The organism is Alteripontixanthobacter muriae (genome assembly GCF_013336795.1).
GTDB classification, from domain to species: domain Bacteria; phylum Pseudomonadota; class Alphaproteobacteria; order Sphingomonadales; family Sphingomonadaceae; genus Pseudopontixanthobacter; species Pseudopontixanthobacter muriae.
Genome location: NZ_JAAFZT010000005.1, coordinates 186,227 through 201,461, shown reverse-complemented (window position 1 = coordinate 201,461; position 15,235 = coordinate 186,227). Strand labels below are relative to the sequence as shown.

Annotated in this window: 16 protein-coding genes; 13 read left to right on the top strand and 3 right to left on the bottom strand. The window is 56.8% G+C overall.

The genetic code is table 11. The features are described from left to right. Positions 1-279: IS5 family transposase (locus G7A66_RS02385; RefSeq protein WP_174294100.1), on the bottom strand; the 279-nt coding region annotated here is incomplete at its 3' end. Between the two features lie 665 nt (positions 280-944). Here G7A66_RS02385 and G7A66_RS02380 point away from each other — a divergent pair. From G7A66_RS02380 to G7A66_RS02320, 13 genes are all read left to right on the top strand, one after another. After that, positions 945-1,145 (top strand): Flp family type IVb pilin, encoded by a 201-nt coding sequence (locus tag G7A66_RS02380; protein ID WP_174294099.1) that lies wholly within the window; start codon positions 945-947, stop codon positions 1,143-1,145. Positions 1,146-1,265: 120 nt separating this feature from the next. Beyond that, positions 1,266-2,219 (top strand): Flp pilus assembly protein CpaB, encoded by a 954-nt coding sequence (gene cpaB, locus G7A66_RS02375; protein ID WP_174294098.1) that lies wholly within the window; start codon positions 1,266-1,268, stop codon positions 2,217-2,219. Between the two features lie 79 nt (positions 2,220-2,298). Further along, the gene (locus G7A66_RS02370) at positions 2,299-3,729 is read left to right on the top strand and encodes a type II and III secretion system protein family protein (RefSeq protein ID WP_232366590.1); all 1,431 of its coding nucleotides are present in this window, start codon (positions 2,299-2,301) and stop codon (positions 3,727-3,729) included. Beyond that, positions 3,719-3,997, top strand: coding sequence for a hypothetical protein (locus G7A66_RS02365; protein ID WP_174294096.1), 279 nt, complete (start codon positions 3,719-3,721; stop codon positions 3,995-3,997). Before G7A66_RS02370 ends, G7A66_RS02365 begins: the two co-directional genes overlap by 11 nt. A 10-nt stretch (positions 3,998-4,007) precedes the next feature. After that, entirely contained in the window at positions 4,008-5,678 is a 1,671-nt protein-coding gene (locus tag G7A66_RS02360) for a TadE/TadG family type IV pilus assembly protein (RefSeq protein ID WP_174294095.1), read from the top strand. Continuing rightward, positions 5,675-6,178, top strand: a complete 504-nt coding sequence (locus tag G7A66_RS02355) for a TadE/TadG family type IV pilus assembly protein (protein ID WP_206675022.1) — start codon at positions 5,675-5,677, stop codon at positions 6,176-6,178. The genes G7A66_RS02360 and G7A66_RS02355 overlap by 4 nt, the downstream gene beginning before the upstream one ends. 29 nt (positions 6,179-6,207) lie before the next feature. Further along, on the top strand, positions 6,208-6,798 hold the full coding sequence (locus tag G7A66_RS02350; protein ID WP_232366589.1) for a TadE/TadG family type IV pilus assembly protein: 591 nt from the start codon (positions 6,208-6,210) through the stop codon (positions 6,796-6,798). A gap of 79 nt (positions 6,799-6,877) precedes the next feature. Further along, on the top strand, positions 6,878-7,990 hold the full coding sequence (locus G7A66_RS02345; RefSeq protein WP_174294092.1) for an AAA family ATPase: 1,113 nt from the start codon (positions 6,878-6,880) through the stop codon (positions 7,988-7,990). Between the two features lies 1 nt (position 7,991). Further along, complete coding sequence (locus tag G7A66_RS02340) at positions 7,992-9,380, top strand: CpaF family protein (RefSeq protein ID WP_232366588.1); 1,389 nt, start codon at positions 7,992-7,994, stop codon at positions 9,378-9,380. 3 nt (positions 9,381-9,383) lie between these two features. Continuing rightward, entirely contained in the window at positions 9,384-10,385 is a 1,002-nt protein-coding gene (locus G7A66_RS02335; protein WP_174294091.1) for a type II secretion system F family protein, read from the top strand. Between the two features lies 1 nt (position 10,386). Then, positions 10,387-11,358 carry a type II secretion system F family protein gene (locus G7A66_RS02330; protein ID WP_174294090.1) on the top strand — a complete coding sequence of 324 codons (972 nt, stop codon included), beginning with the start codon at positions 10,387-10,389 and terminating at the stop codon, positions 11,356-11,358. 2 nt (positions 11,359-11,360) lie between these two features. Continuing rightward, entirely contained in the window at positions 11,361-12,191 is an 831-nt protein-coding gene (locus G7A66_RS02325) for a tetratricopeptide repeat protein (RefSeq protein ID WP_174294089.1), read from the top strand. A gap of 3 nt (positions 12,192-12,194) precedes the next feature. Beyond that, entirely contained in the window at positions 12,195-12,704 is a 510-nt protein-coding gene (locus G7A66_RS02320; protein ID WP_206675021.1) for an A24 family peptidase, read from the top strand. 231 nt (positions 12,705-12,935) lie between these two features. Here the strand turns inward: G7A66_RS02320 and moaB are convergent, their stop codons facing one another. Beyond that, entirely contained in the window at positions 12,936-13,463 is a 528-nt protein-coding gene (moaB, locus tag G7A66_RS02315; protein ID WP_174294117.1) for a molybdenum cofactor biosynthesis protein B, read from the bottom strand. Beyond that, entirely contained in the window at positions 13,463-15,232 is a 1,770-nt protein-coding gene (locus G7A66_RS02310; RefSeq protein ID WP_174294087.1) for a lytic transglycosylase domain-containing protein, read from the bottom strand. The genes moaB and G7A66_RS02310 overlap by 1 nt, the downstream gene beginning before the upstream one ends. Between the last annotated feature and the right edge of the window lie 3 nt (positions 15,233-15,235).

Below are 15,235 nucleotides of genomic sequence, written 5' to 3'. Positions count from 1 at the left end.
GTCGATCATCACCAGCTCGCCGTCGAAAGCCTGCGAAACCGCCGTCAGAAGCCGATCCCAGACACCGGCTCTGCGCCAGCGGACAAAGCGATTGTAGCAGGTAGTGTGGGGACCGTAACGCTCGGGAATGTCCGCCCATGGACTGCCGGTGCGGAACCGCCAGAGGATACCGTTGATCACCCGGCGATCATCCACCCGGGGAACACCCCGAGACTTGTTCGGAAGCAGTGGCTCGACCACCGACCACTCTAAATCTGTCAGATCAAAACGACGACGCATGTGCAAGGCTCCTTCTCGGGCCTTGAATCAATCACCGCCGCTAAGCGCAACCCAGTTTATGAGTTTACCGCCTAGACCAATTGACTTCGGTTCTCGGAAGTCGTCGCTTTGCTGAAGGGCAGCGCGTGTTGGCCGCTTTTGATTTCGCTAAAACAGCTTGGAAAGCAATTCCGCCACCAGCTGCAGGTTCGCTCGTTGATAAAAGGCGGCCGCTTTAGGTGACTGTCGGAGTCAGCTTAACCCGCTTGAACGCTAACCATTTTGTTTGGTTCCGTCCCAAAGTGAAGCGATTCCGCAACAGTTGACATGAAGGCCGGTGGCACGAATCACTTGATCCTAAGATATTTCTGATAGTTTTCATGTACTTAACTAAGGATTGTATGGAAACGACATTTGCGATCTGGTGCCTCGTTAACCTACGCAAGCCGCGGAATTCCGCCATTTTTTCCACAAATCACGAATAAATTGTAAAGATGAAGAGATAGGGCATTATGCAGGGGTTCCGAGGGACTTACGCTTGGCACTGCGAAACGACGCAGTTAAGATTACCAAGGGTCGCGTAGGTCAGGGGTTCACTCCTCGGATCGGTTAGTCACCGGGTAAACCGGGGCTCTTTATCGAAACGGAATGCCGCAGGGTGCGGTGATTTTATTAGGGGTTTACTTATGTCCTTCATCAAAAATTTTATCGCTGACGAATCTGGTGCTTCGGCTGCTGAATACGCTCTGATCCTTGCAATTGTTGGCGCAGCAATCGCCACAGCAGCGGTCGCCCTCAGTGGCGAAGTGACAGAAGCGCTTGTAGACGCTGAGGCCGCTCTGCAGACAGCCGATACTGCACGTACAGCTGGCGTTCCCGCCGATTGAAGCCTTACGCCACCGGGGCCTTGTTCCCCGGTGGCACTTCCTTGAGCAAGTACAAAAAGGATTTTAGTTGCTCGAATTTGGCTAGCGGCGGATAGGGCAACGGCATTGGGGGTCATAGCGATGCGCGGTCGCAATCTTGCTATTTTGGGCATTGCTCTTTTCTTCGGTCTTGTCGCCGTCTACCTGGCCAACTCTTATTTCTCTGGCGTAGAGCAGCAGCAGGCGCGGGTTGCTAAAGAACAGGAGCTTGCCCGCATTGTTGTTGCCACCCAGGATCTTGGTTTCGGCGGGCAGCTCAGTTCCACAAATCTCCGCCTTGCCAATTGGCCCGCTGACACGGTGCCTGCCGGCGCTTTCCGTTCCGTGGAAGAAGCGACTGCCGGTGGCCGCGTCGCCCTTCGCCCGATAGTAGCTGGCGAACCCATCCTGTCCAGCAAGGTCTCGGGTGAAGGGGGCCGTGCCACCTTGTCCTCCGTCCTTCCTGAGCAAATGCGAGCGGTATCGATCCCGATAGATGCGGTAACCGGCGTGTCCGGCTTTGTTCGGGCAGGCGACGTAGTCGACGTCATGCTCACCCGGCAAATTCCTGGGGAAGGCGCAAGCGCCAGCGACATGTTCACAACGGTTGTGCTCGAAAATGTTCAGGTGTTGGCCGTCGACCAGACGGCAAACGAGAGTGAAACTGCACCCGCCGTCGGCAAAACCGCTACGGTGCAGACCGATATCTATGGGGCGCAGAAGTTGACGTTGGCCAATAAGCTCGGATCGCTCAGCCTTGCCTTGCGCAACGTGGAGGATCAGATGCTCGGCGGCAGCGGAACGGTGCTGCCGAGAGATCTCGGCGGTCGCGGCCTGTTCATTCCTGCACGCCGCAGCGGCGCCAGCGCCCCTGCTGCTGCGCCAGCGCCGCAGACGGTAGTATATGCCGAGCCGCGCAGCACACCAACACGAGGTTCTCAAGCAGCGTCACAGCCTGCTGCTGCCGTCGCACCACGACGTCCGACTGGGCCGACGATGCAAGTAGTTCGTGGGACAGAAAACGAGGAAGTTGAGGTAAATCGTTATGGGGGCTAGTCTAATCCGTACTGCGCTTGGGAGCGCTGCGCTTCTTGCGCTGACCGGCGTTGCGGGGCATCCGCTCGCCGCGCAGGGCATGGCTGGCATGGATGCGTCGATTCATGCCGGATCAGTCGAAGTTCCGATAAATAAGAGCCAAGTCATCACTGCCGACCGTCCGATCGCCCGCGCTCTGATCGGCAATGATGAAATCGCAGACATTTTCCCGATCTCCGACCAGTCAGTCTATGTGCTCGGCAAGCAGCTTGGAACCACCAGCCTTACCCTATACGACAAGGGGAACCGAGTCATGGCTGTGATCGATATCGCAGTCGGACCGGACGTTCAGTCCTTACGTGAACAATTCGGATCGCTGATGGGCAGCGAGATGATCCATGCCAGTATTTCCAATGATAATATCGTGCTTTCAGGGCTGGTCAGTGATGCCAGCGTCGCCGATCGAGCGGTGCGACTGGCCAATACTTTCGCGCCGGACAAGGTCGTCAACCTGATGAGCGTGGGGTCAAGCCAGCAGGTTATGTTGGAAGTCCGCTTCGCCGAGATATCGCGCAACGTCGGCAAGGATCTAGGCGTAAGCTCGTTTTTCAGTTCTACAGGGGGTCGGTTTGGTGGAGCCATCGGCAGTGGTGCATCGGTCACCCCTGATCCGAGCCCTGGAGCCGGACTCGTTGGGCTCGATGCCATTACTGGCAGCTTCGGCGTTTTTAGCCGCTTGTTCTCCGATGTGGCCGGACTTGATATCGAAGTCGTGCTCGACGCACTAGAATCACGTGGGCTGTTGAAAACTTTGGCCGAACCGACGCTGGTTTCGCTGTCGGGTGAGCGGGCCAGTTTCCTTGCCGGTGGCGAGTTCCCGATCCCTGTTGCCCAGAGCGGCGGCACCGGCGCTGGGGTAGGCGGCGCGGGCGCTCAGGCCATTACCGTAGAGTTCAAACCATTCGGCGTGAGCCTCGGCTTCACTCCTACCGTGTTGGCAGACCGGACGATTAACCTACTGGTTGAACCGGAGGTTTCCTCGATTGACCCTTCCGCCTCACTCACTCTGAACGGATTGACCATACCTGGCTTGCGGACGCGCCGAGCATCCACTGTCTTGGAATTGCGCGACGGCGAGAGCTTCGCCATCGCCGGACTGATCCAGCAGGATTTCCAGACCACGGTTAACCAAGTGCCGATTTTGGGTTCCATCCCGATCATCGGCACTCTGTTCCGCTCTTCAAGCTTTCAGAAGGGCGAAACCGAGCTGCTGATCATCGTGACTCCCCGTTTGGTGCAGCCGATCCGGCCTGACCAAGTGCGCCTGCCGACCGACCGGGTGCCTGATCCGGTGCAGGCTGATGTTCTGCTGAATGGGACAGACTACCGACCTGTCGGCAACGAGCTTGGTCAGGAGCCGTCGCGCGCAGGGAGCGTGCGCTTCGACCCCGCCGCACCCGCGCCAAGCTACAAGGCTCCATCCGGTGCTGTGCAAGCTCCCGCAAACACGGAAGACAGTTATGAATTCTAGAAAAATTTTTCTATCCTTGGCGGCCGGGTTAAGCCTTCCCGCTTGCTCTGTCGCGGACAAGGAACTGATCGGATATCAGGATCCGAGCTTCGGTGATGCGAACCGCGCAACCTATGCTGCAATGGTGGTTGACCCTGCGCCGGCTTACGCAGAGCCGCTGCCTTCCACTGATGCAGAACGCGCGGTGCGGGTGACAGAAGCCTACCGTGAGGGGACGACTGAAGTGCCGGAGCGGGTGTCTACTTCTGAAACTGGTACTCCCAACTGAGGCCGATGTGATGACGCGCTGGCTCTTTTCAAATGTTTTCTGGCGGAGCGAGAGCGGCGCAGTTGCTGCCACTTACGCGCTTGCGCTTGTTCCTTTGGTTGCCATTACAGGCCTAGCATTCGATTATACGCGCGTCGCTGGCATGGATACGGAACTACAGAACGCGGCCGATCAGGCAGCGCTTGCGGGGGCAAGCCAGCTTGACCGCGAAAGCGGCTCGATGGAGCGGGCCATTGAGGCCGTTCAGGGCGGGCTGGTGGGAAATGCAACGCTGTTTTCAAATGATAACACTGGGCAGAAAGTCGATGTTCCAGCCATCGGTATCACGTTTTTCGCCACTAGAACGGATGCCGAGGCGGGAGACCCCAGTTTAGGCTTCACCGACGTCTCTCGCTTCGCAGAAGCCGGATTTATATCCGTGACAGTCGAGACGCGCGCGGCGAATTATGCGCTGACACCGATTGTCGGCGCGATGAGAGGCGAGATGACCGCGAATGCAGTGGCGGGCCTAGGCTCCGCCTTATGTCGTATTCCCCCGCTGATGATCTGTAACCCTGATGAGGAAAATTTGGGCTCCGGCGGTCAGGTCGATGCGACGTTTGACTTCGCCAAGCGTACTGGCGCCGGTATGCTCGTAGTGGCCGGTCCGGGCGGAGGTGGCGCCGGTTTCTGGCAGCCCGGCAATTTCGGCTTTCTTGATCTGGGGGGTGGTGCTGCAGCCGTAGCGGAAGGGCTAGGTTGGCTCGGACCGAGCGGGGGGTGCACTTCTTTGAACGGGGCCGAGACAATTGAGCCGGATACAGAACCGGGCTTGAAGACCGGTGCCATTGATTCGATCAATACCCGTTTCGACATTTACGAGGCCAATGCTTGCAGCAAAGGCGGTGTGTGCCCGTCAGCCTTCAACGCGCGCAAGGATCTCGTGCGACCCGATTCTGATCCAACGGCTGATCCCGATATCGTTGGTGTAGATGCTAAATCATGCAAGTCCGCTAACGACGGATGGCGTGAAACTGAAGGCCTGCGTTATGAGCCGCCGTCCGCTGCGGCGCTTCCATCGACGTTAACTCCAGCCTCTATGGGCCATCCTCGAGATATGTGCCACGCCGTCAGCACCGCCGGCTCCTGCACAGATGCGCGTTTCGGAGATGGAAATTGGGACCGGAGTGCCTACTTCAGAAGCAATTTTGTCCGAGCAGACGGCAGCCGTTGGAGCGAAACCGATTGGCAATATAATGTAACTCACGGGGCGAACGCGCTGACAACCACGACACCCACTCGCTACCAAGTCTACCGATGGGAAACCGAGCGGGCCGGCAATGTGATTGATGGAGTGCAAATTCTCGCGCCGCAGAAAACAGGCATTGGGACTGAAGTCCGGAATGCGACACCAATCTGTAGCCAGAAACTTAGCGGCCTTTCCACTATTGTGAAGAGCCCTGATCGCAGGGTCATGACCGTTGCAGTCGTGAACTGTACCGCTGAAGGAGTCAAGGGAGCCACTAAAGACGTTAAGATCGCCGATTGGATGGACGTGTTCGTCGTCGAGCCGTCAGCAGATCGCACTCGTACAAGCAAGAGCGACATCTATCTTGAGGTCATCCGCAAGACCGATCTTTCAATCAGGGGGCAGAACAATGCAGCGCTGCTCCGTCGTGACGTTCCGTACCTGGTCAGATGATTTTAAGAGCCTTTCTTACCTGCCAAAAGGGTGCAGCGGCGGCAGAAATGGCGTTGATCCTGCCGCTTTCGCTGTTACTGATCTTCGCCGGTCTCGAAAGCGGTCACTACTTTTACGCCCAACATCAGCTAGTTAAGGCAGTCCGTGATGGCGCTCGCTTCGGAGGACGACATCCGTTCGACGAGATCAACTGCCGATCTGGCGGCTACATCTCTCCAACCTTGGTAGCAGATGTTCGTGCTGTCACACTCACAGGGGTGTTAAGCGGCGGAAGTGAAGGCCGCTCGGGATGGGACGCGGACGAACTCACATTTGATGTGAGTGTCACCTGCCCAATAAGCCCTCAGGCGACGACCGGCATCTATGAAGCAGCGGAGCCTGCGCCTGTCATCAACATAAGCGCGACAATCGGGTACAAATCATTATTCAAGGGCCTTGGCGTAATCAGCGATAGCGCTTCTCTCAGAGCTGAGCAGAATGCCGTGGTTATGGGTGTCTGATGCTGCTAAGATTTTTCCTCTTCCGCTTTTTGCGCGCCGAAAGCGGCACGGCCGCTGAATTCGCGCTTGTACTTCCGCTTCTGCTCTTGCTGACGCTCGGGACAATTGATGTTGGATATTACGCTTACCGTATCAACGAAGCGGAGAAGGCGACGCAGATCGGCGCCCGCTGGGCGGCAGTGACCGACCCGCTGGCAAAAGAGATTGCGAGCACAAATTATACTAACACTTTTGTAGGGACCGATATAATCCTGCAAGGCGAACCTATTCCTGCGGGTGCGCTTGGCAAGATTAGCTGCACTAGTGTCGGCTGCACCTGTGTTACGAGCCCTTGTCCGGGGACGACATTTGATCCTGCTTCCTTCAGCGCTTTGAGCACCAGGATGAAGCAAATTTGGCCCGGCCTTGAAGACAGAAACATCAGGGTCGATTATTCGGGTTCCGGACTCGGTTTCGCAGGTGATCCGAACGGACCAGATATAGCTCCGCTGATCACCGTTCGGCTTGCTGACATGACCTACAATTCCATCGCGCTTTCACCTCTTGGCGTCTCCGCAAACCTGCCCGACTTCGCTTACTCCATTACGGCAGAAGACTCTGCCGGAACCAGCTCGAACTGATGCTTGTATGACGCAATTTCAAAGCTTTCAAACTAGCGGAGCGGATCGGCAGCATCCCGTGCCAGCCGGCGTTTGCCTAATGGCCGAGCCGCATCACCTTGCACACGTCGGCGACATCGGCACGCAAGTACGCCTTCTGCCGATCGCAGCCGAAAACGACCTGCCGCTTGACAGTTTGGCTGGAGCGCAGATCGTGGTCGTGCAAGTCGATCCTGGTCTGCCCGCTTCGCTCGATCGATTCGACAAGCTACAATTCCACTTTCCAGAAATTTCGGTTATTGCAGCCATAGAGAAACTCGACATTGCGGCGTCGCGCGCTCTCATGCGCCGCGGTATTGACGATCTCGTCAGCTTGCCAATCGACCAGCAGGAGTTGGTCTCTGTATTAACTGAAATTGCTACGAGAAAGGCTGAAACTCGAGGTTCTTCGGCCCGCCTAGCGCCGACACTTGCAATCATGAAAAGCACGGGAGGCTGCGGAGCGACAACACTGGCCACCCACTTAACAGCTGCTTTGGCAACTGAGATAGGCGGAGAAGCCCGCGGTTGTCTGATCGATTGTGACTTACAGAGCGGAGACGCAGCGGCCTACCTAGGCTGCTCGCCGCGCCTTAGCCTTGCTGATCTACTTGATCCGCAAGCGGCTGTTGACGGTGAGCTCATGAAGTCTGTTACCTGTCGAGCCAATGACCTCGTCGATGTTATTGCCGCCCCTCGCGAAATCATGCCGATTGAGGCCTTGGAATTTAGCCGTCTTATTGAGATCGTTAGCTTGGCTCAGCAGCAATACGCCATCGTGGTCGTTGATCTTCCGGGAGCCCTTGCAAACTGGGCTTTGTCGCTCGCCTTTGCCGCCGACAGGGTGGTTCATGTAACCACCCTGTCAGTATCGGCTCTACGCCATACAAAACGGCAAATCGACTTTTTGAAGTCAATGGGGCTGCAGCGAGATCGTCTAGATGTAATCGCCAATCGTGCAGAAAAGCGGCTGTTCAAGACGATAGACGCTGAAGCCGCTGGTCAGGCTTTGGACCATCGAGTGCTTGCCTCCGTAGGCGAAGAAGGACGCTCGCTCAGTCAGGCGCAAGATGAAGGGGTGCTGATTAATTCGATCCAGCGGCGTACACGTTTCATGAAAGACATAGGCTCAGCCGCCAAGCTAATCATTCATGGGCTCAATGGAGAACGCTGACATGTGGAAAATTCAGCGAAGAGAAGCTGACCAGGTCAGCCGTCAGCCAGTCAGGGCACAATCCGAGATTGTGGAAGAAGCGGCTGTAGCTTTACACCCTCGCTTGAGCAGCCGTGAAGAAAATCTTCTGCAAGTAAAGATGGCGATCCACCAAGCGCTGCTTAGCAGGATCAACCTCGCTATGCTTGATAAGTTGCCGCCGGAGCAAGTTAAGCAGGAAATTGCTGCAATTGTACCTGAGCTATTGATCACGCACGATCATCCGCTGAATCGAGAGGGGATGACGCAACTCGTCAGCCAGATCTTGGATGAGCTGTTGGGCCTAGGCCCCCTAGAGCCTCTGTTAGCTGACGAGTCCATCACAGACATTTTGGTCAACGGGTGCGATGTAGTCTTCGTGGAACGCGGTGGGCAACTTGAACGTGTCACGACCCGCTTTCAGGATGAAAAGCATTTGATGCGAGTTATCCAAAAGATTGTAAGTGCGGTCGGGCGGCGCATCGACGAATCCTCGCCCTTCGTTGACGCCCGTCTAGCCGATGGCTCACGTGTGAACGCCATTGTGGCGCCTCTTGCCCTAGACGGCTCGCTCCTGTCGATCCGCAAATTCGCCAAGAAGCCCATCAGCATGGCCAAGCTGGTTGGCCTCGGCTCGGTTCCCGAAGCCATGGCCGAAGTCATGCAGGCGGTGGTCAAAGCGCGGCGTAACCTGTTGATTTCCGGTGGAACCGGGTCTGGTAAAACCACGATGCTTAATGCCTGCTCCTCATTCATTGACGAGCGTGAGCGCATCGTGACTATCGAAGATTCGGCCGAGCTCCAGTTGCAGCAGGAGCACGTCGCTCGGCTAGAGACTCGCCCCTCGAACATTGAAGGCAAAGGCGAGGTTACGCAGCGCGATCTCGTTAAGAACGCCCTTCGTATGCGACCCGATCGCATTATCATCGGTGAAGTTCGTGCAGGGGAAGCCTTTGACATGCTTCAGGCAATGAATACCGGTCACGACGGATCGATGACGACGGTGCATGCCAATACGCCGCGCGATGCGCTCAGCCGGATTGAGCAGATGATCGGCATGAGCGGAATTGAGATAACCGCAAAGTCATCTCGCGCGCAGATCGCTTCTGCAATCAACGTTGTCCTTCAGGTCGGCCGTCTTTCAGACGGCAAGCGCAAGGTACTCAGCCTATCAGAACTTACTGGCATGGAGGGCGAAACAATAACCATGCAGGAAATTTTTCGATACAAACGCACTGGTCTTGCAGAGGATGGAACAGTGATCGGTCATTTCGAGGCCACAGGGATACGCCCGAAATTCCTCCAGGAGGCAAGCAGTCATGGCTTGGAGCTCTCGCCAGAACTGTTCCGGCCGGACAAGAGGATTGACTGAGCGATGAGCGGCGACATTCTTCGCATCTTCATCCTTTTGGCCATCTTTGCTAGCATCTTCCTGCTTGTGCAGCTGTTTGCTGAGCGCCTAGCGAGCCGCCGAAGTCATCGTAGCGCAGTCAACAAGCGGTTGCAGATGATCGGAGCAGGCGAGGACCGGGAGATCGTCACCGGTCGTCTGCTAAAGAATCAGCCGCAAGCATTTACTGGCTTGCCTCCGTTCATTGGCACGCGCTTGCAAGCATTCGAACGCCGGGTCTTTAGCTCTGGCATCAGCTTCACTGTGAATCAGCTACTCGCGGCAATGGCTGCTACAGCGGTGTTCCTTTTCCTGCTGATGCTGTTCGTGATGTTCGTCGCGGGTCCCGGCATAAGCTTTGGTACTTTACAGCTTGCGCTTTTCTTCTCGATGGCTCTCGCCGTTTTTTTGCCAAACATGATTGTCGGCCGAATGGCGCTAAAAAGACGCAAAAAGATGGAAGAACAATTTCCGGTTGCGCTCGACATCTTCGTACGAGCACTGCGATCGGGGCATCCTGTAGCCTCAGCGATCGACCTGCTGACGCATGAAATGGGCGATCCTATTGGCTCTGAATTCGGGATCGTTTCGGATGAGGTGTCGTATGGCGCTGATCTTGTAAGTGCGTTGTCGAACATGGCTGACCGATGGAATTTGGAGGATATGCGAATGTTCGTCGTGTCGCTCTCTGTTCAAACGCAGACAGGGGGCAATCTAGCTGAGATCTTGGACAACATCTCTAAGGTTATTCGTGACCGGCATCAGATGTTTATGAAGGTGCGTGCGCTCAGTTCAGAAGGCCGAATGACAGGCTGGATGCTCTCTGTGCTGCCGGTCGCAGCATTTTTGATGATCTTCATTGGAACACCGGACTTCTATCTTGGCGTCGCCAATGAACCCGTCTTCATATACGGCTCTATCGCTCTAGCCATTTTTTACATCATTGGCGTCTACACCATTCGTCGAATGATCGATTTGAAGGTGTGACATGCTCGAATTAGCCGCTTCAAATTGGGTCTTGCGCACCCTTATATTGGTAGCCCTGTTCGGCGCAGTAGCCTTGGCCAGTTATCTCGCAGTTACATACTCAGCCCGACGAATTCGTACTACGCGTGAGCTGATCAGTATCGGCACCCGGCAGAACGCCCCCGCTGGGGGAAGCCTTACTCATGACGAGAAAAGCAATGTCTGGATGAATTTAACTAAGAAGCTGGAGGATTCCGGTCTGAACCTTTCGGACGTAAAGAACATCGATTTACACAAGCAATTGCGAGCGGCAGGTTATCAATCGCCTTCAGCGCCGCGCATCTACACATTTGTCAGGTTGCTTCTGATCTTTGTGCTTCCAGGATTATTCCTGCTGTCGGCGCTGACGTCGAGCTCGCCTCCGGGTCTGATGAAGCTATATGTAATTTCAGCTATTCTCGCTCTGCTTGGTCTTTACATCCCCAACTTGTTCGTTCGCGCTAAGGCGGATCGCCGTCGCACAGCAATCATCAATGCATTTCCCGACAGTCTAGATCTGATGCTGGTTTGCGTAGAAGCTGGCCTCGGCCTTGAAGCTGCGATGGACCGAGTTGGCCGGGAGATGGCAACTTCTCACCCGCTGATCGCTGAACTGCTGCTGCAGACAACTCTTATGATGCGGGCCGGTGCTTCGCGCGAAGATGCTCTACGCAAGCTCGGTGAAAATGCGGGCGTTGACCAGATCAGATCCTTTACCACGCTGCTGATCCAGTCCGACAAGCTTGGCACGAGCATGTCGACGACGCTGCGGGTTTACTCGGGGGAAATGCGTGAGCAGCGCCGGATGCGGGCCGAAGAAAGAGCGCACCGTCTGCCGGTGTTGATTTCGATACCGCTTGTATGCTTCATGCTGCCGACGATGATTGGAGTGCTCGCACTACCCGCTATTACTCTCGCGATGCGTGATATGTTTCCGGTTATGGGGGGTAACTAACGATGAACAAAGTTTTGCTAGCGTTGCTTGCGATGATAGCCATTATTCCGCTTGGCGGGTGCACCAGCTTTGTTTCCGTTTTTAATTTTGGAGGCGGGGCTCAGCAATTAGCGACCGTACGGCCAATCTTCGGAGCAGCCGATCTTGAGGATGGAAAAGCGAATCTGCGGGCTGGTCACATCGGGAGTGCCATACCGCAATTGCAATTGGCTGCGCTCAACCCCGACACGGCTGGTGAAGCATTCAATGCTCTTGGTGTCGCTTATGCGCGCCTCGGCCGCGGCGATCTCGCCGAACGCTTCTTCAATGCCGCGGTCATGAGGGAACCAAGCAGCACGCGGTTCACCACCAATCTCGACCAGTTCTATGCATCTGAACTTGGCCAGCGCCAGCTTGCTCTCTCACGGGAGCAAGACGAAGCAGAGAGGCGCCTGGCCTTGATAGTCCCACAGACTGTTGCAGCCGAGCCGTGGAACAAACAAGTGGCTTCAGAAAGGCGAGGCGCCATTATTCTCGAGCGCCCGACTTCCCGTATGTTGCGGCAATCACAGGGTACGCTGGCGCTAGAGGGCGCTTCGGAAGCAGGTGTCATGCCTACGATGCAGATTGGTAGTCGTCGCTTGGCGAGTGTGGAGCGTGATCCAAACAAGCGTGCCGCTATAACGATCCTCTCGCGCAAGCAATCTTTTGCTGAACAGAGGAACAATCCCGCGCAGGCCTCGCGAATTGACATTCGTTCGAATGTGAATGGTTCATCACGGCGCTTGACCGCGACACGCGCCAGAGCGGCTTACCCGATTAGGGTCGCGCTTCGTACGGCAAGAACCAATTAACTCGTGAGCGGCGGTTCACTGATGGAGGGTTTTTGGCTCTGGCCCGCAGGGCTAGCAGTGCTCGTGGGCATAGGCGCATGGCTTGACATCCGACACCGTCGTCTGCCGAACTGGCTGGCTCTGCTCCTCCTTGTCTACAGCCTAATGCATTGGCTCTTCGTCGGTGATCTCCACGTCGCGCTGTCAGGCTTTGGCCATTCTCTCTTGGCCTTGATCGTTGGCATGGTTCTTTTCCGCTTTGGACTGATCGGTGGAGGCGATGCTAAATTTTATGCTGGCGCAGCCGCTTACTTCACGCTTTCTCAAGGGCTAACTCTGCTCCTGTCAGTGTCCTTAGCTGGTCTTGTACTCGTGATGATTTGGATCAGTCTGCGCCGGATCTCAGGCAAAACGATGTCGCGACAAGGCGACGACCGGGGTAAGTTTCCATACGGCGTCGCGATTGCAGCAGGAGTTATCGCAGTTCTCTTCTCATCACTTTATAGCGATGCAGCAATATACACGATTAGCTGATCAGCGTGGGCAAAGTAGCACAATTCTGCGGTTTCGTTGCTCCTCCGGCGTTTTTTTTCCGTTATGTCCGCTTCCCTGGCTTACTTCCCAGATAAATTAGCGCTGGAAGGTTACAGAGCGAAAAAGCCTGCCTGCATTATAATAAAGGCTCTTCGGAAATTGAACTTTTAGCAGCGCTGAATTCTCACCGATTTTCCTACCACTCGAAAGTAGCTGGCGAGATGCCGCCGGTCAGCTTTCCTCAAGACGCGGCATCAATTCCACAAAGTTGCAGGGCCGGTTTCTGCTATCAAGCTGTTCGGCAAGTACCCCGTCCCAGCCATCGCTGACCGCGCCATTCGAACCCGGAAGCGCGAAGATATAAGTTCCGCGGGACAGGACCGCCATTGCCCGCGATTGAACGGTGGATGTTCCGATGGATTTATAGCTGAGCCAGCGGAACAGTTCGCCGAAACCGGGAATTTCCTTCTCTTTAACCCGGTCCAGCGCTTCGGGCGTCACATCGCGGCCGGTCAGACCCGTACCGCCGGTGCTAACGACAGCATCTACCGCACTATCGTCGATCCACGCTTCCAACTGAGCGACCAATGCATCTGCATCGTCGCGGACGATGGCTCGCGCGGCGAGCATATGCCCGGCACTTTCGATCCGTTCGGCAAGAATGTCGCCGCTGGTGTCGTCCGCTTGTGTCCGCGTGTCCGATACGGTGAGCAGGGCGATGTTGATCGACCGAAAGGCGCGCTCCTCGTCGATGGGCATCAGCGTGCGCTCAGGTGCAAGTTGCCGCCGGTCACGGCCGGGAAGGTCGGCCACATGCCTTGCGCCAAGGCCACGCGGCTATCGGAATTTGCCCCGGCCTGTCGTTCATACATCCAGTAATTTCGCATCACGATCGCGACATAACCGCGCGTCTCCCAATAGGGGATCGATTCCATGTAAAGCAGCGGATCACCCAAGTCCCGCACTTCACTGTTCCAGCGTCCGACCGGGGTGAGACCCGCATTATAGGCGGCCATAATCTTAGGCAGCAGTCCGTCGGTCACTCCGCTGTCACGCAAGGCTTCAAGATTGCGTTGACCGAAGGAGAGATTGACCCGCGGGTCGGCGAGGTCCGCATATGCCGCGTCCATGTTCAGGGATGCGGCATGTTCCCGCGCGGCGATCGGCATGATCTGCATCAGCCCCTTGGCCCCGGCAGGGCTGACGACGGCAGGCCGGAAGTTCGATTCCTGCAATGCATGGGCGTAGGCGAGGGCAGGGTCGATCTTCCAGCCATCAATCGGCGTCCAACGAGTGACCGGAAAGCGCAAGGCGGGCTGTGCGCGCGTTCCATAGGGTGCGTTGTGCGCCATCCATAATTGCGTACCGGGCAGACCCATTTCACGCGCGAGACGCGAGAGGGCATCGTAGTTCTGCGGGTCGCCGATCCGCGCCTGATGGCGCAGCACGTCATCGGCAAGCCCGGCGCGGCCGATCTGAGCCAGAGCAATGGCAGCGCGGACGTTGTCGTTGCCGCCGAGCCGCTGCCAGTCTGCTCCGCTGAAATCGGGTGCAGCGTGATCGGCAGAGAGTTCGTGGCCGAGCTGCTCACGGGCCAGCATTCCGTATAATGTCTCGTCCAGCCGCGCCGCGCCGCGCAGCTGTTCGGCGGCGCGCTCGGGATAGCGGCATCGCACGAACGCGCGATTGGCCCAGTAATGAGCCGCGGCGGTCAGTTCATTGTTGCTGGAATCCGTGGCCGCGCGATTGAAAGCGTCGCCCGCGATGTCGCAATTGCCGAGCCGCCAGGCTGCAAGCCCTGCAACCCAATCGCCTTCCGCTACCCAGGGCCCGCTACCTTCCCGCACCGTGTTCGCCATGGCGAGCGCAGCGGCGTCGTTGTTTTCGATGTAGTAGCTCCATGCCACGCGTTGCCGCCATTCGGCGCGGGCTGCGGAACTCAGGCTGGCATCAATCCCGTCAAGCAGCAGGCGAGCGGAATCCGGATCGTCATTCTTGATCCGGTCGAGAATGGCGGAGGAAATCTCCGCCGGCATCGTTGCGTCGGCCGTCCCGCTGGGCAGGATACGTTTGGAGGAATAGGGCTGCCGCGCAAACGGCTGCTCTGCCGGCAGCGCGGGCACGTAAGACAGCCCTCGTTTCATGCCCAGACGTACGATCTGCTCCGCCTGCGGCAGACTGGTGCCTTGCGCCAGCCATGCGGCGATCCGGTCGCCTTCTATACGCGGGCTGTTGGCGTGCAGGTAATATTCGGCCTGAGCGATCTTGTGCAGCGGACCGTCGGTGCGGGACGCGAGCATGCTTTCGACAGCAGTCCACTGTTCGCGATCAATTGCTTTGAAAAGCGCGCGGTAATACGCGTCGTCGGCGCGGTCCAAGATGTCCGGCACAGTCTGGCTTGCAGCGCGGCTCTGGAAATAATCCGCGCTACTAGCGAATGCTGGCGAAGAGATGGCGAGGGCCGCGGCACCCGTCAGCGCCGCTGCGATGCGCGACAAGGGTGAATGTCTAATCGAAGATCCGATCATGCT